The sequence below is a fragment of the Roseateles sp. SL47 genome (genome assembly GCF_026625885.1).
Taxonomy (GTDB): Bacteria; Pseudomonadota; Gammaproteobacteria; order Burkholderiales; family Burkholderiaceae_C; genus Roseateles.
In genome coordinates this window covers 1094936-1115732 of sequence record NZ_CP113068.1, presented here as the reverse complement: position 1 = coordinate 1115732, position 20797 = coordinate 1094936, and the positions used below count along the sequence as shown (strand labels likewise).

The window sequence follows — 20797 nt, the reverse complement described above, 5'->3', positions numbered from 1 at the left end:
AGCCTGGGCCCTGCGCGCTGTGCAGCGTTCTGTGTCGCTGAAACGTCGTTTGTTCATGCGACGGCGGCGGGGGAGGGACGGATCCAGAGCAGGCAGCGTTGTGCGTCGAGTCCGGGAACCGCGAGTTGTTCCACGTGAAACACCTCCCGGTTCGGCGCCCGTTGCTGGAGTTCGGCGAGTTCCTCGGCGGGGTGTTGGCCCTTCATCGCCGCCCACACCCCCTCCGGTTTCAGATGCATGGCGCTCCAGTCGGTGAAGTCAGCCAGCGATGCGAAGGCGCGGGAGGTGATGACATCAAAGGGGGGCGCCTTCAGTTGCTCAACGCGAGCATGTTCACCGTGGAGGTTGGGCAGGCCCAATTCCGCAGCGACTTGTGCAATGAAAAACGCCTTCTTGCCGACCGCATCCACGCAGGTCACATCGATGCTGGGGTCGACGATCGCAATGACCACACCGGGCAATCCACCACCACTGCCGACATCCATCAGCCGCAGCGGGCGACCGGCTGCATGCCGTTGCAGGGCCGGGAGCAGGCTCAGGCTGTCAATCAGATGCTGGGTCAGCATCGCGGCAGGGTCGCGAACAGCAGTGAGGTTGTAGACCTTGTTCCACTTGGACAGCAGTGCCAGATAAGCCAGAAGCTGGTCGAGCTGAGCATCCGTGAGCGTCAGCGGGAGCGCTTGGGAGGCATCGGCCAGGCGGGATCGGAGATCGAGGTCGGTCATGGAGATTGACGTGGGGCGAGAGCCCCAAGAGGTTCGATGCTCCCACCCAGGGTCGGGGCAGGAGCTTGTGTGATGCCCTGGCGCTGGGTCACGCGGCTTGGGTCGCGGTGTCCTGGTCGCGGGTGTCGTTGTCGGTGAATCCCTTGAAGCGACCTTTCCGAAGGTGGATCAGCAGCAATGAGATGGCCGCCGGTGTGATGCCGGAGAGACGCGATGCTTGGCCCAGGGTCTCCGGGCGATGCTTATTCAGCTTCTGCCTTGCCTCGAAGGAAAGAGCGGTGACGAGGCCATAGTCCAGATCTTCCGGCAGGCGCAGATGTTCATAGGCCGAGGCTCGGGCCACATCGTCCTGCTGCTTGCTGATGTAGCCGGCGTACTTGACGCTGATCTCCACCTGTTCCACCACCGCATCGGCCAGCGTATGCCCCAACTCCTCAGACAGCGCTGTGCGCGAGACACCCGCCTGGGGGCGGGCAATGCCAGCCACTTCCACCAAGGTGTCGAAGGTGACGCCAGGCCGGCGCAGCAGATCGACCAGTGTGTATTCCCGCTCCAGCGCCTTGCCGACCAAACGCTCCGCATCAGCCGCGGGCAGGATGTTGGGATTCACCCAGGTCGACTTCAGCCGCTCTGTTTCACGTGAAACAGCATCCCGCTTCCGGTTGAAGGCCGCCCAACGTTCGTCATCCACCAGGCCCAATTCACGGCCCATTTCCGTCAGTCGGAGGTCGGCGTTGTCTTCCCGAAGCTGCAGGCGGAACTCGGCGCGGCTGGTGAACATGCGGTAGGGCTCGGTCACGCCCTTGGTGATCAAGTCATCCACCAGCACGCCCAGATAGGCCTGGTCGCGGGTGGGCACCCAGCCGTCCTTGCCTTGAACCTGAAGCGCGGCATTCAGACCCGCAAAAAGACCCTGCGCTGCGGCTTCCTCATAACCCGTTGTGCCATTGATCTGTCCGGCAAAGAACAGCCCGTGGATGGCGCGGGTTTCGAAGGTGGACTTCAGCTCACGCGGATCGAAGTAGTCATATTCGATGGCGTAGCCGGGGCGCAGGATGTGCGCGTTTTCCAGTCCGGGAATGGACTGGACCGCCGCCAGCTGGATGTCGAAGGGCAGGGAGGTGGAGATGCCATTCGGATAGAACTCGTGGGTGGTCAGACCTTCCGGCTCCAGGAAGATCTGGTGGGAGTTCTTGTCGGCAAAGCGATTGATCTTGTCTTCGATGGACGGGCAGTAGCGCGGCCCCACGCCTTCGATCACACCCGTGAACATCGGGCTGCGGTCAAAGCCGGAGCGGATGATCTCGTGGGTGCGTTCGTTGGTGTGGGTGATCCAGCAAGGCAACTGCTGCGGATGCTGGCCGGCATGACCCATGAAGCTGAACACCGGCACCGGGTCCAGGTCACCAGGCTGCTCGGTGCATTGGGAGAAGTCGATGGTGCGACCGTCCAGGCGAGGTGGGGTGCCCGTCTTCAGACGGCCCTGCGGCAGCTTGAGTTCCTTCAAGCGACCGGACAGCGACACGGCCGGTGGATCACCTGCCCGGCCTGCGGAGTAGTTCTCCATCCCGATGTGAATACGACCGTCCAGGAAGGTTCCGGCCGTCAGTACCACGGCGCGGGCCCGGAAACGCAAGCCCGATTGGGTGACCGCGCCCACCACACGATCTCCCTCCACCATCAGGTCGTCCACCGCCTGCTGGAACAGCATCAGCTGGGGCTGGTTCTCCAGCCGGCGACGGATGGCGGCCTTGTAGAGGATGCGATCGGCCTGAGCGCGGGTGGCGCGAACCGCCGGGCCCTTGGAGCCATTCAGAATGCGGAACTGAATGCCGCCTTCGTCGGTGGCTGCCGCCATGGCACCGCCCAGGGCGTCGACCTCTTTCACGAGATGGCCTTTGCCAATGCCGCCAATGGACGGGTTGCAGCTCATCTGGCCCAGCGTCTCGATGTTGTGGGTCAGCAGCAGCGTGCTGACGCCCATGCGGGCAGCGGCCAGGGCGGCCTCGGTGCCGGCATGGCCGCCACCAACGACGATCACATCGAACTCTTTGGGATAAAGCATGGCGCAGGCCCTGGTGACATCGACCGGGTGCCGTTTCGCACCCATCGGCACCAGGTGAAGTGGGCTGGAGGGAAGGGCGCCGATTTTACGCGGGGCTGTGGATAAGTCACAGCGGAAAGGGCATCACCGGGGGCCCGGACGGCGACAATTGCCGCCATGGAATGTCGTCCTCTTTGTGCCGCCTGCTGCATCGCGCCGTCGATCAGCAGCGCTATCCCCGGCATGCCGCACGGCAAGCCGGCCGGGGTGCCGTGCGTGCAGCTGGACGAGTTGAACCGCTGCCGCATCTTCGGTCATCCCGACCGTCCCGAGGTCTGCGGTTCCCTGATGCCCAGCCCGGACATGTGCGGCAACAGCCGAGAACAGGCCATGCGCTGGTTGGGCTGGATGGAAGAAGAAACTGCTCCAGCGTCCGTCGTGCCAACGCTTGGCCGGATCCGACCCATCAGGCGGGATTGACCCGCGCCATCGTCTCCGCCGCCTCCTGGCGAGCACGACCGGACCGACGTTCAGCCCACCATTGCTTCAGGGATGGGTGGCCCCAGTACTTGTCGAAGAAGTGATGCATGACCGTGTTGACCAGCGGCTCAATGAAAGTCACCGCACCCGCAACCGCGAGGTTGCCGGTCAGCGCAAAGGTCACGCCGAAGGAGGTCCCGAGGTGAAGCACACCAAAGGTCGCGGTTTTGGCCATTAAGTTCCCCTAAGTATCTTTGTTCCCAATAGGGAGATACTAAATTTCTGGGGGCCAGGTGGGCCAATTGGCAGTGCACATGACGATCATAGGGAGAGGGGGTGAGCGCGTAGGGGACGTCGACACCGCGCCCGCCGCAGCCCAGATCAGGCCTGATGCACGCTGCGCAGATCCTGCACCACACGCCCGCCCTGCAGGCTGACCACCCGCTGCGCCGCCGCAATCGTCTCCGGACGGTGTGCAATCACGATCCGCGTCAGCGACAGGGACCGCAGGCTCGCATTCACCTGCCGCTCGCGCTCCACATCCAGCGCACTGGTGGCCTCATCCAGAAACAGGAACTGCGGCCGCTTGTAGAGCGCTCGCGCCAGCAGCAAACGCTGCCGCTGCCCGCCGGACAGGCTCGACCCCATGTCCCCGATCAGGGTCTGCAGGCCCATCGGCATGGCCTCGATATCCTCCAGGACACAGGCCAGCCGGGCGCATTCACGGATCCAGTCGGGGTCCGCCTGCTGATCGAAAAAGCTGATGTTGTCGGCGATGCTGCCGGCAAATAGCTGGTCATCCTGCATGACCGTGCCGATGCGGCTGCGCCACGCATGCGCGCCCAGTTGCGACAAGGCCACCCCACCAATGCGGATCTCTCCCTGCTGCGGTGCATGGATGCCCAGCATCAGCTTCATCAGCGTGGTCTTGCCGCAGCCCGACGGCCCCACGATGGCCACCGATTCGCCAGGTCCGATGGTGAGCGTGCAGCCGGCAATCACCTCGGGTTCGCCATCGGCATACCGGAAGCGCAAGCCATCCAGCTCCAGCGCGGCCTGCGCCGGCACCCCCTTGCCAGGCGCCTCCAGCTCAGCCTCTGGTGCGGTCAGCACGATGTCGCCCAGCCGCTCGCCTTGCAAGCGCAGCATCTTGAGGGCCACCGCCTTGTCGATCAGGGCACCGATGCGTTGGCTGAACTGGTCCTTGTAGGCCAGGAACGCGAACAACATGCCGACCGAGAGCTCCTTGTCCAACACCAGCATGGCGCCCAGGGCCACGATGACCACCCGCTCCAGGCCGAACAGCAGCCGGTTGGCCTGGGTCATGCCCAGTTCCAGCTTGCGGCCGGTGAGGCTGGCATTCATCTGCTCCACCACCAGGTTGGCAAAGCGGGCGCTGCGGTCCGACTGGGCATTAAAGAGCTTGATCGCCTGCGCACCTCGCAGGGACTCCAGGAAGTGACCGTTCTGCCGCGCCTCGTGGGTCAGCGCCTCTTCATGCGCCTCCCGCAGTGGCCGGTAGAAGGCCCAGCGCAGGGCGGCATACCCCAGCACCGCCACCAGCGCGATGGCGCTGAGCCGAGGGCTGTAGAGCGCCATCATGGCCAGCGTCAGCAGCACCATCACACCATCCAGCATCGCTTCAATGAAGCTGCCGGTCAGTGTCTTCTGGATGTCCTGCACGCTGGAGAAGCGCGACCAGATATCTCCCAGATGGCGTTTCTCAAACCACGCCAGCGGCAGCCGCAGCAGGTGGCCAAACACATTGGACAGCCATTGCAGGTTCAACGATGCCGACAGGATCATCACCGCCCAGGACCGCAGGAAGCCGACCGCCACCTGCAGCACCACCAGCAGCCCGAATCCCACCCCCAGCGTCACCAGCAGATCACGATCGGCGGAGACGACCACGCCGTCGACCGTCCATTGCAGCAGGAAGGGCGACAGCAAGCCCAGCAGTTCCAAGCCCAGCGCCAGCAGCAGCACCTGGGCCAGCGACCGCTTCAGCCCGGTGACATGCCCCAGCAGTTGCGACCAGCGCGGTGCCGGAGCGGCTTGCTTGCGCGCGAACGCCATGCCTGGCCGCAACTCCAGCGCCACACCGGTGAAATGCCGTGAGAGTTCGGTCAGCGACACCCGCCGCTCGCCCAGGGCCGGATCCAGGATGACGGCAATATCGCCCACCACCTTGTCCAGCACCACGAAGTGATTGAAATCCCAATGGAGGATGCAGGGCGTCTGCAGGCGATGGAGCTGCTGGGGTTCGGCCCGCAAGGCCCGGGCGGTGAGCCCCAGCTGTGCGCTCATGCGCACCAGCTCCGCCATCGTCACGCCCTTGAGCGACACCATGAAGCGCTGCCGCAGCTCCGCCAGCGTCCAGCGCTGCCCATGCGCGGAGGCCACCATGGCCAGGCAGGCCAGGCCACATTCGGCCGCTTCCGTCTGCAGGATGATGTGGCGCTGGCGCCGCCAGCCCAGGTTCAGGCGCTGCAGGATCTGCGAAGCCATCGACTCAGACACGGCGGGCCAGGCTCAACAGGGGTTCGAAGATCCATTCGATCAAGCGCCGCCGCTCCAGCAGCACGTCGGCTTCCAGCAGCATGCCCGGGCTGAGTGCCTGGTCCTGCCCGTAGGCTTCCACCGACTGGCGTTGCAACTGCACGGTGATGCGGTACATGGGTTCCCCCTGCGCCATGGCGGCAGGCAAGCCCAGCTGGGCCAGCTCGGCGGCCGGCAGCGGGGTGCGCGACACCTGCAGCACCTCGCCCTCCTGCTGGCCGAATTTCTGGTAGGGGAAGGCCTGGTAGCGCAGGCGGACCGCCTGATGCGGCCGCAAGAACCCCACGGCACTGGATGGCGCATACAAATGCGCCTGCATGGGGGTATGGGCCGGCAACAGTGCAGCGAGCTGCGCGCCCGCTTGCACCATCTGCCCCGGCGCCGCGAGCACCGTGCTGACCTGCCCGTCGCTCGGTGCTCGAATGACCAGACGTCTTCGCGCCTCGGTCTCCATCCCTTGCGCCTTGAGCGCCGCCAGGTCCCGGGTCAGTTCACCCTGTTGGACCTCGGTTTTCAAGGGCAGGGACAGCAACTCGGCTTGCAGGCCCAACGCCTCCCGGTGCAGATTCTCACGCTCGCGCGCCAGAGACTGCCGTTGGGCCTGCAAACCAAGCAACTCCTCCCTTTTCGCCTGAACCTGAGCGCTGGATACAAACTGGTCTTTTGCCAGCGATTCCAAACGCCCCAGGCTCAGCTGTGACAGCGATTCGCGTTGTAGATGCAGCTGCAGCTCGGCATCCGCCTGCTGCAATGTCTTTTTCAATGTCTCCAGACGGTCCCTGAGGGAAGCGGCCTGGCGTTGCGCCAGCTCCCGCTGCTGTGCCTGTGCGGCACCCAACGAGCGCTCACGCTCCCGCAAGGTCTGTGACAGTCCGTCGCCGGTGGGGTCCGCGCTGTCCAATGACAGGACAAACAGCACCTCCCCCTCCCGGACCTGCTGCCCGTCCTGGACGGGTCGGGCCAGCACCGTGGCACTTTGTGGAACGCTCAGGCGCACCACACCACGCTCTGGCACCAGCAGACCGTTGACACGGGCCTTGCGGGTGTATTCAGTGGTGAACAGGAAGGCACCGACGGCGATCACGCCTCCCAGTGCCAGCACGCTCAACCAGCGGAGGGTGACGGGGCGATGCAACTGAACGGAACCGAGCCAGGCCTGCTGTTGGGCGGCCTGGGCCTCGGCGCGGAACAGCGCCACCACGACACTACCTCCGGGTCGCGAATCCGAGGATTCGCGAAGGGCTTACCAGGTGCCTTTGGGGGTGGGGTTGGTGTCGACCGACTCGATCGAGGCGGTCAGCGACTCTTCGCTCCAAGTACCCTTGGGCGTACCGCCGCCGACGTGGACCAGGGTCTCCAGGTCCAGCTCGACCAGCGCTTGTTCTTCGGTGTTGGCAATGACAGAAGGTTGTTGGGCTTGCATGAGAGGCTCCAGATTCGGTGGGGTGCATCATTTCCTGATGTGCACGGGACCTATTGAAGCAGTCAGCACGCGCCGGCATAACTGTCAGCTCTTACAGTGTTTATGGGCTATGGGACAAGGCAGGATCAACGGATCAGGCCCAGCCGCAGGGCTTTTAAGACCGCCTGATGTTTATTGGTACAACCCAGCTTGTGCATGGCATTGTTGATGTGCAGCACAGCGGTTCTCTCCGTGATGGAGAGGATGGTGCCCACCTCCCACGCCGTCTTGCCTTCCATCGTCCAGTGCAGGCATTGCAGCTCGCGCGGGGTCAGCCGCGGCGCATCTGCCTCGACGGCACTGTGGGTGTGGGGCAGCAGCACCCGGAGGGCAGCGTCCACGGCATGCACGGCGAACAGCTGCAGATCGGCCACCATGCGGGTCAGGGTGACCGGATTGTTCGGAAGCGTTTGCTCCCGGTTCACTCCCAGCACAAAGTGCCGGCCTTCGGGCAGATGCAGGGCCAGTGAAATGCCGACCTTGTAGCCAAACGGGGCCTGGGCCTCCCACAGCTCCGGCGCGTCGTGCTTCTGGTAGGTTTGCTGATTCCAGACGATGGGCACGCTCTGCCGCTTGCAGTGCTGCATGACCGGGTCTTTTTTGCCCAGTCGGGGATCGTTGAAGATGTTGCTGAAGCCCGCAGGCGCGTTCTCCACGGCAATGAAGTCTGAACTTCCCATGGCCCGGTCCACGACCAGGATGGCCGAAAAACGTTCGAAGTCCAGATCATTCGCGAACCGCGTGATCTCGCTCCGGAATTCATCCCGTGAGCGTGCCTCGAGCACTGACTGGTATCCGCCTTGCAGCATCGATCGCCCCGGCCTTCACGGCCGTTCCTTGTATCTGGCCTGCAGTGTGCCTGACGCGGTGTGTCGCATGCACGCCCTGCTAGGGTTTACAGCTGGCGGTGGGGGCGCTTCATGCCCACACTGCTGGTCAGGGAGCACCAACCCGCCAATTCAACTCAACACTTCCAACTCAACAATTCTGACAATGACTCCAGCCTGGATTGTGTACGCATGGCCGCGAATATTGTGTGATGTCCAGCGGCTTCCTCGCTTGCAGTTCGCGCATTTGAGCACGCGCGTGTTGGTCGTGGGAGACGAGGAACAACCAGCCATGGGGCAAACCCTGTGGTCCGGCGAATCGGAGTTGGGGGCTGCAGGCGTGGCCTGGGACTGGGTTTGCATGCCGTACGGCATGGTCAGCATGGTTGATCCCATGGCGCTGGTCACCAACCTGCAGTTCCTGAACCGTGCCGGCGAAGTGCTGGCCCCGCTGGAATCCGCGATTCAACTCAATGGCATTGTGCACACGCTGCCGTGGCAGCAACATGTCCAGGAAGCCTTGGCCATGCGGCATTGAGGGATGACTCACCTGGCGACAGCAGCGCGCATCGAGCGCGTCACAAAGGCCAGGCCCGCCACCGTGAGCAGCGCGCCGACCACCACGCTGGGCAAGACCTTGACCAGCGTCAAGGGCTCACCCTTGAGCACGGTCATCATCAACGCGTTCTGCGCCAACCCGGGAATCCACAGGTGCCAGTTGGCTTCGGCGCCGGGATTCATGATGGACACCATCGGGGTGAGCGACACCGCCGTCATCACCAGGGTGGCACTGGCCTGCGCCTCCTTGAAAGTCTTGGTGCGGATGGCCAGCGCCATCAGCACCGCCGACAGCCCCGCCCCCAGCGGCACCTGCAGCAACAGGAACAGGGTGGCCTCATGCCAGCCGAACTGAAACATCGCTTGCAGGCTGTCGCTGCGCATGAGCTGCTGCGCCGGCAGGAAACTGATGTTGGATAACAACGCCACCGTCATACCCATCATCACCACGGCCCCCCATTTGCCAGCCACGATGGCCCCGTGCGGTGCCGGATTGACCAGCAACGGCTCCAGCGAACCGCGCTCGCGCTCACCGGCCGTACTGTCCAGCGCCGCCGTCAGGGCCCCATACAGGACGGCCATCATGATGAACATCGGCAGCATGGCGGTAATGCGGGTGGCACGGGCCTGGGCACTGGCCAGGTCGCGCTCTTCCACCTTCACCGGCTGCAGTTGCTCGGTGCCCACACCGCGCAAGGCCAGCGTCAGGACGGCGCGCTCCTGCCCGAAGGCCTGCAGCAGCCGGTTCATCGTGCCCACACCCGCGGATGCCCGCTGATTGGCGCTGTCACTGACCACCTCCACGGTCACCGGCCGTCCTCCGGCCAGCATCACTTCGAAGTTCTCCGGAATGACCAGCACCGGATCGCCCAGGCGCGCGGCCCGCAATTGAGCCTCGTAATCCCCGGGCGCCGTCTTGATGGTGTAGGTCTGCCGTTCGAGGAAGTTGCGCAGCGTCGGGGCATGTTCAATCCCCACGACCTGGATCTCGCGCTTCTCGGCCCGCTCTTCAAATGAGGCCACCAGCCCCGACATCATCATCAGCATCAGCGGCCCCATGAGCAGGGCCGGAATCATCAACCGCAGCAGGGTGCGGCGGTCCCGCAGGGCATCAATCACCTCCTTGCGAAAGACCGTGAGAAAGGCGCGGAAGGTAGCGCTGTTCATGCGGGGATCTCCTGGCTGGTGTTGGGGCCGACGGCCGATACGGCCTCGGGAAAGGCCAGCGACACAAAGGCATCTTCAAAGCGATCGGTCCCGGTGCGGGCCTTGAGTTCCGGCACCGTTCCGGTGGCGACCGAGCGCCCCTGGGACATCACCACCACCTGGTCGCACAACTGCTCCACCTCCTGCATGATGTGGCTCGAGAAGACGATGCACTTGGACCCGCCCTGCGGCGACCGCAGATGGCGCAGCACCTCTCGCAAGGCGCGGGTCGCCACCACGTCCAGACCGTTGGTGGGCTCGTCCAGCACGATGTTGGCGGGGTCGTGCACCAGCGCGCGGGCCAGCGCCGTTTTCATGCGCTCCCCCTGGCTGAAGCCATCGGCGCGGCGTTCCAGGATGCTGCGCATGTCCAGCAGGTCGGCCAGTGCTTCAGCCCGGGCCTGGGCCTGCTCCAGCGCCATGCCCTGCAGACGGGCGTAATACACGATGTTCTCCCGCGCGCTCAGGCGAGGGTAGAGGCCGTGGGCATCCCCCAGCACGCCCATGCGGGCCAGGGCCTGGCGGGGATGCGTCAGCACGTCGACCTCATCCACCTGGATGCTGCCCTGGTCCGGCTTGAACAGCCCCGCCAGCATGCGCAGCGAGGTGGTCTTGCCGGCGCCGTTGGGGCCCAGCAACCCGGTGATGACGCCATCCGGCGCCTCCAGGTCCAGATGATCAACGGCCACCACGGTGCGTTTGCCACCGCGCTTGAACAGCCCGCCGCCGGTGCGGGCCTCGAATGCCTTGTGCAGGCCATGGATGCGGATCATCGGGCGGTCTCCGGCGACTGGGACGACTGGGACGACTGGGACGACTGGGACAGGGCACGCTGCACGCGCAGGCGGTCAGCCTGCCGGGCGGCGGAAGCTGCTGCCGCCGCCGTCTCGGGCGTGGGCGGCAGGAAGGCACGCGGACGAGGAATACGCTCGGCGCAGGTGGCGTCGACCTTGAGGGCATCGGCATCGTCGCGCGCGTCCACGAAGCGGAACAGCACGTCCCGCATGCAGCTGAGGGTGAGCACCACGCCGTGGCCGGCCTGCGGCACTACCACATGGCGTGCCATCGGCCCGAGGGCCTTGGCCACCCGCTCGCCATGCCGCGGAGGCGTCGCCGGGTCCGCGCCGCCGCTCAGCAGCAGCACCGGCTGGCGGGCGGTGGGAATGCTGTAGAACGCCTCCGGCACGTTGCCACGGGGCCAGTTTTTGCACACCCGCGTGTAGAGGTCGCGGTCGATGGTGCCGAAGTCTTCCCCCGAGGTTTCCGTGGCCGCAGCGATGCGTGGCGCGTCCTCGGCGCAGACCACCGAGAAATGCATGCCCGTGAACAAGCGCGTGGGGCCGTCTCCACTGCCGGACATGCCCGCCAGGGCACCCAGACCGTTGAACTGGCCCCTGCTGGCGTCGTGGATAGCCGCTGGCAGCGCCGCCGCCAGGGTGGGCACATACAGCGGCGGCCGCACCGCTGACATCAGCGCTTCCCTCGTCATCGTCACTTCTTCCGTCTGCTGCGTCACCGAGTGCTGCAGGCTCACCTTGCGCGGCAGGCTGCGCAACAGCGCTTGCCAGTCGGCCCGGAGGGTGGGGTAACGGGCCTGGCAGGCGGCGTCGTTGGCACAGTTGCTGAAAACGGCCTCCAGCGCGGCCTGTCCATCCTGCGAGAAGGAGACCGGCAGCACCATGTCCGGCGGCGCCACACCATCGATCACGCTGCGGCGCACGCGGTCCGGGAATTGCCGCTGGTATTCCAGCGCGGCCCGGGTGCCATAGGAGGCGCCCAGCAGATTCCATCGCTCCACCCCCAGCGCCTGGCGCACGGCATCAAAGTCCTGCATCGCCAGCGTGGTGGTGAACTGGCGCAGATCGCCGTAGGGCAGGGTCTGGAGCTGCTGACGGCACGTGTCCAGCAACTGTTCCCGGCGGTCCCGCTCAAAGGTTTCCTTGAGACTGGTGCTGCCGTCATCCCGGCAGTCCAACGGTGCCGATCGGCCGGTACCGCGCTGGTCGATGAACACCAGGTCGCGGCGGTAATTGAGCCGGGACAGGCGCGGCAGCACCGCGCCCACCAGTGCGATGGCACTCTGGCCGGGGCCACCCGCCAGCATCACCACCGGGTCGGGTTGCTTGTTGCGCGCCTGGGCGGGCACCACCACCACATGGATGTCGATGCGGCGGCCTTGCGGCTGGGTCGGGTCCAAGGGCCGGCTGATGCGGCCGCATTGCACTTCGGTGGATACCCCTTCAATGCGGCAGGGCTTGAGCAGCGGACCATCGGCTGCCGGGCTGGAGGCCTGTGCCGCAGCCCAGACGGGCGCCAGGGCTGCTGCCATCAGCACCGTCAGGCGCCTGAGCGCCGGTCCCGCAGAGGTCGTCCCCCTGCCACTGTGCGGGGCCGGACCTGCGGCCGCCCCGGCTTGTTGAAGACTCACCATCAAAGCGTTCCTCCCTCCAGAATGCGCGCCGATTATGGCCATGTGTGGCCACTGGACAGCCCGGGGCTTGTGCCGGGATTGTGGTGGGGCGCCGACGTGCCGGACGCCAGTCACCCCCAAGCTTGCGCGTGAACCGCCCGGCGGGGATGACCGGCATTGCAGAGGGGGCTGTGCCCGCGTAACGTCCCGGCTTTGCCCGCGCTCCCCGACTGAGCCGGTGTGCCCCCCCCCAACACCTCAGGAGACCTCATGAAGCTTTATTACAGCCCCGGCGCCTGCTCGCTATCGCCCCACATCGTTGCGCGTGAAGCGGGCCTGGACATTGAACTGGTGCTGGCCAGCACCAAGACCCACCAACTGCAGGACGGCACGGACTTCTACGGCATCAATGCCAAGGGGTATGTGCCGCTGCTGGAGCTGGATGACGGCCAGCGGCTCAGCGAAGGTCCGGCCATCGTGCAATACCTGGCCGACCAGGCGCCGGACCGTCAGCTTGCGCCCGCCAATGGCACGATGGCGCGCTATCGCCTGCAGGAGTGGCTCAACTTCCTGACGAGCGAACTGCACAAGGGTTTCAGCCCGCTGTTCCACCCCGCCATGCCGGAGGAGGCCAAGGCGCTGGCCCGCACCAAGCTGCATGAACGCCTGAAGTGGGTGGATGCCCAGCTGGAGGGGCGCCAGTACCTGATGGGTGACGGCTTCACCGTGGCCGACGCCTATCTGTTCACCGTCACCAACTGGGGCCGACTGGTGGGGGTGGATGTGAGTGTCTATCCGCATCTGGTGGCTTATCGCGAGCGTGTGTCCCAGCGTCCGGCCGTGCAGGCGGCCATGAAGGCTGAAGGGCTGCTCAAGTAGTCCTGGCTTCCTCAGAGGCCCGACGCATGTGCTAACACGGCCAGCGCATAACGGCCAAAGTCCGGTCGGGCCACAATGGAGGCTCCCCATGTTCCCCTTGCCCGCGGATCCGTCCGATCCGCCTGCTGCCATGACCCTCAAGCTTTCGATGCACCGCGCGCTGCGCGCGACTTTGCTGGCCACCGCAGTGGCGACCCTGGGCGCCGCGCCCGGGCTGTTGCCGGCCGCCATGGCCGCTTCGGCACCGTCCACCGCCGCCATCGCCTGGCAGGAAGCCTCGGGGGACGCGGACATCGAGCGCGCTTTCCAGCAGGCCACGTCCGAGAAGAAGCCGGTGCTGCTGTATTGGGGGGCCAAATGGTGCCCCCCCTGCAATCAGCTCAAGGCCACACTCTTCAATCGGGCCGATTTCATCGAGCAGTCCCGCGCGTTTGTGGCGGTACACATCGACGGCGACAACCCGGGTGCGCAGCGCCTGGGGGCCCGCTTCAAGGTGCGGGGTTATCCCACCATGATCCTCTTCAGCAACCAGGGCCAGGAACTGACCCGGCTGCCGGGCGAAGCGGACGCCGCTCAGGTATTGCAGGTGCTGCAGCTTGGGCTGGCAGGCGGCCGCCCGGTGAAGTCGGTGCTGGCCGATGCCCAGGCCGGCCGCAAGCTGTCGGCCAGCGAATGGAAATTGCTGGGGTTCTACGGCTGGGAGATTGACGAGCAGCAACTGGTTCCGGCCAACCAGCGTCCCGCCCTCTTGGCGCGCCTGGCGCAAGCCAGCCAGGGGGTGGACGAAGACACCAGCACCCGGCTGTGGCTGAAGGCGCTCGCTTCGTCCGGGGAAAGCGGCAAGCCGCAGAAGCCACAAAATGCCGACGCCGCCCTGCGGGCCCGCGTCGACAAGGTGCTGGCGGATCCGGCGGCGTCACGTGTCCAGGTCGACGTGCTGGCCAATTCGGCGGACGACATCGCCCTGGCGCTGGCGCCCACCGCTGGCCCGGATCGCCAGGCCCTGGTGGCGCGTCTGGATACGGCACTCAAGCGCTACCAGGCCGACACCACGCTGTCGCGGGCCGACCGCCTGCAGGCCCTGCTGGCCCGGGTGGAGCTGGCTCGTCTGGACCAGCCGAAGATGGAATTGCAGCCGAAGCTGGACGCGGCGCTGCTGGCCGAGGTGAAGGCTGCAGCCGCCAAGGTGGATCAGGAGGTCACCGATGGTTATGAGCGCCAGGCGGTGATCACCTCGGCGGCCCATGTGCTGGGCCGCGCCGGTCTCTGGTCCGACAGCGACGCACTGCTCAAGGCCAGCCTGGCCAAGAGCCACTCCCCGTACTACCTGATGAGCTATCTCGGCGGCAATGCGCGCAAGCAAGGCCGCAACGAAGAAGCGCTGCGCTGGTATGAAGAAGCCTTCAACCGCAGCGAAGGCCCGGCGACCCGTCTGCAGTGGGGCTCCAACTATCTGAGCGCTCTGGTCGAACTGGCGCCGCAGGACAGTGCCCGTATCGAAAAGGCAGCCTCCCAGCTGCTGGCCGAGGCGGACAAGGACAAGGGCGCGTTCTATGAACGCAGCGCGCGCTCCCTGCAGAAGGTGGGCAGTCAACTGACGGCCTGGAATGCCAAGGGTCAGCATGCGGACAGCATCAAGCGGCTGCGCGCCCAGCTCGACGGCGTCTGCGCCAAGCAATCGGAGCGGGCGGACAAGGCCGTCTGCGAAGGCTTGCTCAAGAAGGGCTGATGGACAAGGGCTGATCCGGAGCGTCAGCGCAAGGCCCGGGAGGGCCTGCGCCGCCCTTGTGGCGGGTCAGAAGCAGTCCTGCCCGTCGTCCAGCGGGGGTTCCAGGGGCGTGGCCTTTGCCAGCGCCATCCAGGTGCCGAAGTCGGGCTTCATGGCCCGCCGTGGCGCCGGGCGCGCCAGCTCGACACGCAGGGGAGCGTCGCTGGCGGCGCTGTCATGCGCCAGCAGCACCCCAAACGCTTCCGGGATCTCCTGCGGCTGCGCAATGCCGGCCTTCAGCACATACCAGCACTGGCTGCTCAGGGCCAGATAGGCCTGCGCCTTGGCCGGTCGGCGCAGCTCGCCCAGCAGGTCCGCACGGCTGACCTTGATCTCATGCACGGCCGGCTCCAGGTAGTCCTCGACGGTGGTGTTCCGGACGGAAAACAGGTCGGGCATGGCATTGACCCAGCGCATGCGTTCCGGATCGTCCTCCCGGGGCAGCCCCGCGCGCAGACTCAGCCCGCGCCAAACCATCCGCCCGGCCCGCTGCAGTTCCACCCCCATGCGCTCGACCAGCGTCTCATGCCGGTCCCGCAGGGCACGGTTCTTCTGGTAGCCCGCATGCAGCACGGTGATGCCGCGATCGGTCAGCCGCAGCGTCTCCCGCCCGTGCCCGTCCCGCTGCCGTTCCAGCCAGCCGGCGGCCAGCAGTTCCAGCTCCAGCATGTCCTGGCACGGCCAGCCGGCCGACCGCCACAACTGGCGCAGACGGCGCAGTTGCAAGGCGGTCGGAAGCGGCAGCGGTGGCGCGGGCGGCAGCGGGCTCGGATCCATCCCGCCATCTTGCCCGCAAAAAAATGGCCACGCCTCTTTCGAGGACGTGGCCAACAGGGAGGATCTTTTTAAGGGTTCAGCGATCAGCGCTCGCGGCGCAGCGATGCCGAGACCTGGCCGGAACCGTCACCCAGCACAAACACCGTGTAGACGTTGTTGGCGATGATGTCGGTGTCCGTCTGCGTGAACAGCGTCGTGGACGTGGTCGTCACGGTCAGCAGGGCGTCGGTGACCGCAGCAATCTGCTGGGCGGTCGAGGAGGCGCCGGCGGTCACGTTCGAGGCGTAGGCCGCATAGTTGATGTTCAGGTTCAGACCTGCGGTGCTGTTGCTCAGACCGTTGATCAGGCGCACCTTCGCATAGGTCGAGGTGGTGGGCAGCTTGTTGTCGTCAGACAGCATGGTCACCGTCGGGGCGCTGGTGGAACCGTACACCAGCATGGTGTAGTCGTAACCGGCCTGGATGGTGGCGTTGTTGCTGGCGATGGCAGTACCGTTCACCGACAAGGCCACGGCTTGCGAGCCCGAAGCCACCTTGACGTACGAACCGATCGCGGGCGAGCTGGCGTTGCTCAGCAGCGCGTTGCTACCCACGGAGCCGGTGATGGCGTTGCCAGTGGGCAGACCCGACACCAGACGCACACGGGCGGTGCTGTTGGCGTAGTTGGTCACAGCACCCTTCTGGATCAGCTGCATGCCGTTCACCAGCACGCCGCCGTTGGAACCGGTCAGGATCAGGGCGGACACGCCGGCATCCGGCAGTGTCAGAGACGGGATTTCCAGACGAATGTCGGTCTTGTCGCCAGCGGCGGTCACCACGAAGCGGTAGGTGCCCGACTTCAGCGAGGCATAGCCGCTGCCGGAGCCCGCGGCGATGTTGCTGGCCACGGTGGCCGCATCGCTCAGCGTGGTTTCCGACGTGGAGGTTTCGTAGATGTCCAGTGCGCCGGCGTCAGGCGCCAGGTTCAGGATCAGGAACTTGGACTTGCCGGAATCGGGGTCGTCCTGGTTTTCCTGCAGCAGGGTTGTCTTGACGGCGCCAGTGGTGCCGTAGGCGATCATCGTGTACTTCGTGCCGGACGACAGCGAAGGCGTCGTGGAATACAGGGTGCTGCCGACGGTCGAGTTCTGGATGTAGGTGCCAGCGTCGTCGGTCTTCACACTCGCATACGAGCCCACGTTCGCGTAGGTGATGGCGCTGTTGACGACGGTCTCGTCCTCGCCCACCGCCATGTCCAGCGATGAGTAGCTGATGCTGGCGTTGAGCAGACGGACGTCGGCGCTGCTGCTGCCGCCGCCGCCGCAAGCGGTCAGCAGGGCCATCGAGGCCACGCTCAGGCCCCAGGCCCAGGTCTTGATTCGCATCGTCCTACTCCAAATCCGGTTCGGAGCATTGGACGACGGGGATGTTGCTAAGGCTTGTTGCGTCATGACAGGTGTGTGAAGTTCGAGATCAATCTGGACACAGACCGCGAGTGTATGCATGAAGCTGCGTCGGAACCGGTAAAGGTCGGGTTTCTGCTCAGAAAAGGGGCCAGCTTTGCATTCCAGTAGGCGGGCGTTAATCGCACATTCCACGACGTACGCAGTCCAATTAGCAGAATTGGCAGCGGAACCGATCTGTTGCAGGACATAAGAAAACGTAAAACGTGTAATCGTGCCGGGGACTGGCATCGGCGTTCGTCGGCGCGTTCCAGAGCACGCGTTGCGCCGACCATACTTCGGCATCGTGTGAGAAGAGGGAGGGGCCGCTACCCGCGAGCCCAGCGGGCGACGGCGCCGTGGCTGCGTCTCCCGCTCATAAAACATGGGTGAACCATGGGTATTCGCCTGAAGCGTTAGGGAAGCAGGTCCGTGTCCATTCCGGTACCAGTCTTGAGCATGTTGCTGCCATGGGCGGCCAGTCCGGCCATGGCCGCGCCCCTGTCGTCGGTGCAGGCCGCGCTGGCCTCCGAGGGGGCCGTATTCTGGCTGGGTGCCACCTGCGTGGTCGGAGGCGTGGCCCTGGGTTGGATGGTCAGCCTCTTCTTCCAGCAGCGACAGCGGCTTCAACGCCGCCGCGACGAACTGCGTCGGGTGCGGCGCGAAAGGGCCCGGCTGGGCGCGCTGCTCAATGCCATCCCCGACCCTCTCTATTTCAAGGATGCCGACGGCGCCTACGAAGGATGCAACCCGGCCTTTGAGCGCCTGGTCGGCATGACCGAGGGTGAATTGCTCGGTCGGCGCGATGAAGAATTGCGCCGCCCGCCGCAGTGGCAGAGCCATCGTGATGCGGGGCGCATCCTCCACTGGCGTGTCGACGAACAGGGGCATACGCGCTGCCTGGATGTGCTGAGCGCCGAGGTACGGGACGAGGAGCAGACGCTGGGCCAGATCGGCATCGCCCGCGATGTGACCGAGCTGCAGCTGGCCACCGAGGCTGCCCGCCGTGCCGCCACCGTCTACGAACACTGCGGCGAGGGCATCATGATGCTGGATGCCGAGCTGCGCATCTGCGACGTGAACCCCGCCCTGTGCGCCATCACCGGGCAGACCCGTGAGGCACTGCTGGGCCGGCGCCCACTGATGCTGCGCGAGGGCGAGCAGGACCCGGACAAGCTGCGAGAGCTGTGGGCCCAGGTGCAGCAGCACGGCAAGTGGAGTGGCGAGGTCACCGAACGGCACAGCAATGGCGACAGCATCCCGATGTGGGCGACCTTCGTGAAGGTGCCGGGGGATGCGGCCGGGCCTGGACAGGCTTCGCAGTTCAGCTACCTCAGTGTGCTGACCGATATCTCGCGGATCAAGATGACCGAGGCGGAGCTGCTGCACCAGTCGCTGCATGACAGCCTTACCGGGCTGCCGAATGCGGCGCTGCTGCGAGACCGCATTGCCCGCCAGATCGGCACCGCGCAGCGCGATCAGACTTGCGTGGCGGTGCTCTACATCGACCTGGACGGCTTCCGGGACGTGAACGACATCGCCGGCCATGCCGCTGGCGACCAGGTGTTGCTGACCGCAGCGGCCCGCTTTGTGAACGTGGTGCGTGTGACCGACTCGGTCGCCCGCGTGGGGGCCGACGAATTTGTGGTGGTGCTGTCCGGGCTGGTGGATGAAGAAACCGCCATGCGCCTGGGGGACCGCCTGATCCAGGCGATGGATGAACCCATCCTCATCGACCACCATCGCTTCAACGTGGGTGCCAGCGTCGGCCTGGCGCTGTTCCCGGCGGACGGCATCCAGGTGGACGAACTGCTGCGCAATGCGGAAGTGGCGATGTGCCGGGCCAAGTTGCAGGCACGTGGATCGGTGCAGTCCTACCGGCCCGAATTGACGCAGGCCGTTCAGCAACGCTTTGAACTGACCCATGCCCTGCGCCAGGCCAATGAAGCGGCGCAATTCCGCCTGGAGTACCAGCCGCAGGTGAGGCTGTCGGATGGCTCGCTGATCGGGGCGGAGGCGCTGCTGCGCTGGCGGCATCCGACCCGTGGGCCGATTTCTCCGGCCGACTTCATCCCGCTGGCCGAAGAAACCGGCTTGATCGTGCCGATTGGCCGCTGGGTCCTGGAGCAGGCCTGCGCGCAGGTGGCGCGTTGGCAGGGCCAGGAAGGCAAACCGCAACAGGTGGCGGTGAATGTGTCCGCCCGCCAGCTGCGCCAGCCGGATTTCATCGACACCCTGGACTTCATCCTCTCCGACACCGGCTGCCCGCCTCAGGCGCTGGAGCTGGAGGTGACCGAAAGCCTGCTGCTGGAAGATGCGGAACAGGCCATCAGCCTGCTGAGCCGCTTGTCCCGCCGTGGTGTGCGGGTGGCCATCGATGACTTCGGCACCGGCTATTCCTCGCTGGCGTACCTGAAGCGCATGCCGGTGAGCACCCTCAAGATCGACCGCAGCTTCGTGAACGAGCTGGGCAGCGACCCCAACGTGGCGGCGATTGCCCGCACCGTCATTGTGCTGGCGCGCAGCCTGCAGATGGACGTGCTGGCCGAAGGCGTGGAGACTGAAGAGCAGGCCGAATGGTTGCGCCGGGAGGGTTGCGACTGGGCCCAGGGCTGGCTGTATGGCCGCCCGATGCCTTCGGAGAGTTTTGTGCCGACCCTGCCGCCGGAAGCGCTGCGCCGTCCGCCGGTGAAACGGCTGCAATTGGCCTGATTGGCCTGATTGGCAGCGTGCGGAATCAGGTGGGAGGCACCTGCCGCCACGCGCTAAGCTGCGCCTTCCGTAGACGGGAGGCGCCAGCCCCCGGTCTTGTCTGACTGCTTTCAGGTGTTGCCGCTTCATGGTGTTGGCGAGCTCTTCGAATCTTGTGTTCTGGCATGGGCTCACGCGCCTGGGTGAGGCCCAGTTGCTGCTACCGCTGGCGGCGGTCGCCGTGGCGGGTCTCTGGGCCTGCCGGCGCCAGCGGGTGGTGGTGAAGCGGTGGGTCATCGGCTTTGGGCTGGTGTTCGGCCTGACGCTGTTATCCAAGATCGCATTCATGGGGTGGGAACTGGGCATTGCGGCCTGGGACTTCACCGGTTTTTCCGGGCACGCCGTCTGTGCCTCGGCGGTGTTTCCGCTGCTGGCCTGGTTGGGCCTGCAGGCCGTGCGATCGGCACGCTGGCGGGCGCTGGGCTTATGCCTGGCGCTGGGGCTGGCGGCGCTGATCGCCTATTCCCGGCTTCCGGTGGGCGCCCATTCCGCCTCCGAGGCCTTGCTGGGCTTTGACCTGGGGGCTGCGGTGGCCTTGTTTGCACTCTGGGAGGCGCGGCCGGGCACCGACGGAGAAACCTCGGTGCGTGTGTTGCGTCGCAGCGCCCGCCTGTCGCTCCTGATGGTGGCCCTGCTGTTTGCGGCCCCGTGGTTCACGCCACCGGCGCGCACCCACCAATGGGTCACGGCGCTCAGCCTGGCTTTGTCGGGCCGGGAGCATCCCTACACGCGTCAGGAGATGCACCGCCGGGCGGTGTCTCCGGTGGCGGACTGGCGCGAAGCAGCGTCAGCCACTCGCGTGCTGTGATCTCACGCACCTCCAGGCCCCGCTGGAGCAGGTAGCTGGAGTCCAGCCAGCCATGGCTGCCGGATTCGCCGTCCGATGGGGCCGGGGCTTCGGAGCGGATGGAAGCGGCCGGGGGCGAACCC

General features: G+C 65.8%; 18 protein-coding genes. 6 read left to right on the top strand and 12 right to left on the bottom strand.

What is annotated here, in order from left to right; genetic code table 11:
- Positions 1 to 53: 53 nt before the first annotated feature.
- Both rsmG and mnmG read right to left on the bottom strand, forming a co-directional pair.
- Positions 54 to 725 carry a 16S rRNA (guanine(527)-N(7))-methyltransferase RsmG gene (gene rsmG, locus OU995_RS04855; RefSeq protein ID WP_267834375.1) on the bottom strand — a complete coding sequence of 224 codons (672 nt, stop codon included), beginning with the start codon at positions 723 to 725 and terminating at the stop codon, positions 54 to 56.
- A gap of 88 nt (positions 726 to 813) precedes the next feature.
- Entirely contained in the window at positions 814 to 2790 is a 1977-nt protein-coding gene (gene mnmG, locus OU995_RS04850) for a tRNA uridine-5-carboxymethylaminomethyl(34) synthesis enzyme MnmG (RefSeq protein WP_267834374.1), read from the bottom strand.
- A gap of 156 nt (positions 2791 to 2946) precedes the next feature.
- Between mnmG and OU995_RS04845 the strand changes: the two genes are divergently transcribed.
- Positions 2947 to 3249 carry a YkgJ family cysteine cluster protein gene (locus tag OU995_RS04845; RefSeq protein WP_267834373.1) on the top strand — a complete coding sequence of 101 codons (303 nt, stop codon included), beginning with the start codon at positions 2947 to 2949 and terminating at the stop codon, positions 3247 to 3249.
- Here the strand turns inward: OU995_RS04845 and OU995_RS04840 are convergent.
- The 5 genes from OU995_RS04840 to OU995_RS04820 form a co-directional block, all read right to left on the bottom strand.
- On the bottom strand, positions 3236 to 3484 hold the full coding sequence (locus OU995_RS04840) for a DUF2061 domain-containing protein (protein WP_267834372.1): 249 nt from the start codon (positions 3482 to 3484) through the stop codon (positions 3236 to 3238). The genes OU995_RS04845 and OU995_RS04840 overlap by 14 nt on opposite strands.
- A 146-nt stretch (positions 3485 to 3630) precedes the next feature.
- Positions 3631 to 5757, bottom strand: a complete 2127-nt coding sequence (locus OU995_RS04835) for a peptidase domain-containing ABC transporter (RefSeq protein WP_267834370.1) — start codon at positions 5755 to 5757, stop codon at positions 3631 to 3633.
- Positions 5758 to 5761: 4 nt separating this feature from the next.
- The gene (locus tag OU995_RS04830) at positions 5762 to 7009 is read right to left on the bottom strand and encodes an HlyD family secretion protein (protein WP_267834369.1); all 1248 of its coding nucleotides are present in this window, start codon (positions 7007 to 7009) and stop codon (positions 5762 to 5764) included.
- A 42-nt stretch (positions 7010 to 7051) separates the two neighbouring features.
- Positions 7052 to 7231, bottom strand: coding sequence for a hypothetical protein (locus OU995_RS04825; RefSeq protein WP_267834368.1), 180 nt, complete (start codon positions 7229 to 7231; stop codon positions 7052 to 7054).
- Between the two features lie 125 nt (positions 7232 to 7356).
- Positions 7357 to 8055 carry a helix-turn-helix transcriptional regulator gene (locus tag OU995_RS04820; RefSeq protein ID WP_267834366.1) on the bottom strand — a complete coding sequence of 233 codons (699 nt, stop codon included), beginning with the start codon at positions 8053 to 8055 and terminating at the stop codon, positions 7357 to 7359.
- Positions 8056 to 8389: 334 nt separating this feature from the next.
- Between OU995_RS04820 and OU995_RS04815 the strand changes: the two genes are divergently transcribed.
- Complete coding sequence (locus OU995_RS04815; RefSeq protein WP_267834364.1) at positions 8390 to 8635, top strand: hypothetical protein; 246 nt, start codon at positions 8390 to 8392, stop codon at positions 8633 to 8635.
- An 8-nt stretch (positions 8636 to 8643) separates the two neighbouring features.
- Here the strand turns inward: OU995_RS04815 and OU995_RS04810 are convergent, their stop codons facing one another.
- The 3 genes from OU995_RS04810 to OU995_RS04800 are packed head-to-tail and all read right to left on the bottom strand — an operon-like array spanning position 8644 to position 12190.
- Positions 8644 to 9822, bottom strand: coding sequence for an ABC transporter permease (locus tag OU995_RS04810; protein ID WP_267834363.1), 1179 nt, complete (start codon positions 9820 to 9822; stop codon positions 8644 to 8646).
- Entirely contained in the window at positions 9819 to 10634 is an 816-nt protein-coding gene (locus OU995_RS04805; RefSeq protein ID WP_267834362.1) for an ATP-binding cassette domain-containing protein, read from the bottom strand. The genes OU995_RS04810 and OU995_RS04805 overlap by 4 nt, the downstream gene beginning before the upstream one ends.
- Positions 10631 to 12190, bottom strand: coding sequence for an alpha/beta hydrolase (locus OU995_RS04800; protein ID WP_267834361.1), 1560 nt, complete (start codon positions 12188 to 12190; stop codon positions 10631 to 10633). The genes OU995_RS04805 and OU995_RS04800 overlap by 4 nt, the downstream gene beginning before the upstream one ends.
- 351 nt (positions 12191 to 12541) lie before the next feature.
- Here OU995_RS04800 and gstA point away from each other — a divergent pair, with 351 nt between their 5' ends.
- Both gstA and OU995_RS04790 read left to right on the top strand, forming a co-directional pair.
- Positions 12542 to 13150 carry a glutathione transferase GstA gene (gstA, locus tag OU995_RS04795; protein ID WP_267834359.1) on the top strand — a complete coding sequence of 203 codons (609 nt, stop codon included), beginning with the start codon at positions 12542 to 12544 and terminating at the stop codon, positions 13148 to 13150.
- A gap of 88 nt (positions 13151 to 13238) precedes the next feature.
- Positions 13239 to 14879, top strand: a complete 1641-nt coding sequence (locus tag OU995_RS04790) for a thioredoxin family protein (RefSeq protein ID WP_267834358.1) — start codon at positions 13239 to 13241, stop codon at positions 14877 to 14879.
- 66 nt (positions 14880 to 14945) lie between these two features.
- Here the strand turns inward: OU995_RS04790 and OU995_RS04785 are convergent, their stop codons facing one another.
- Positions 14946 to 15695 (bottom strand): hypothetical protein, encoded by a 750-nt coding sequence (locus OU995_RS04785; RefSeq protein ID WP_267834357.1) that lies wholly within the window; start codon positions 15693 to 15695, stop codon positions 14946 to 14948.
- Between the two features lie 83 nt (positions 15696 to 15778).
- On the bottom strand, positions 15779 to 17059 hold the full coding sequence (locus OU995_RS04780; RefSeq protein ID WP_267834356.1) for a DUF4397 domain-containing protein: 1281 nt from the start codon (positions 17057 to 17059) through the stop codon (positions 15779 to 15781).
- 516 nt (positions 17060 to 17575) lie between these two features.
- Here OU995_RS04780 and OU995_RS04775 point away from each other — a divergent pair.
- Positions 17576 to 19828 (top strand): putative bifunctional diguanylate cyclase/phosphodiesterase, encoded by a 2253-nt coding sequence (locus OU995_RS04775; protein WP_267834354.1) that lies wholly within the window; start codon positions 17576 to 17578, stop codon positions 19826 to 19828.
- Positions 19829 to 19955: 127 nt separating this feature from the next.
- Positions 19956 to 20675 carry a phosphatase PAP2 family protein gene (locus OU995_RS04770; protein WP_267834352.1) on the top strand — a complete coding sequence of 240 codons (720 nt, stop codon included), beginning with the start codon at positions 19956 to 19958 and terminating at the stop codon, positions 20673 to 20675.
- Positions 20676 to 20797 lie beyond the last annotated feature (122 nt).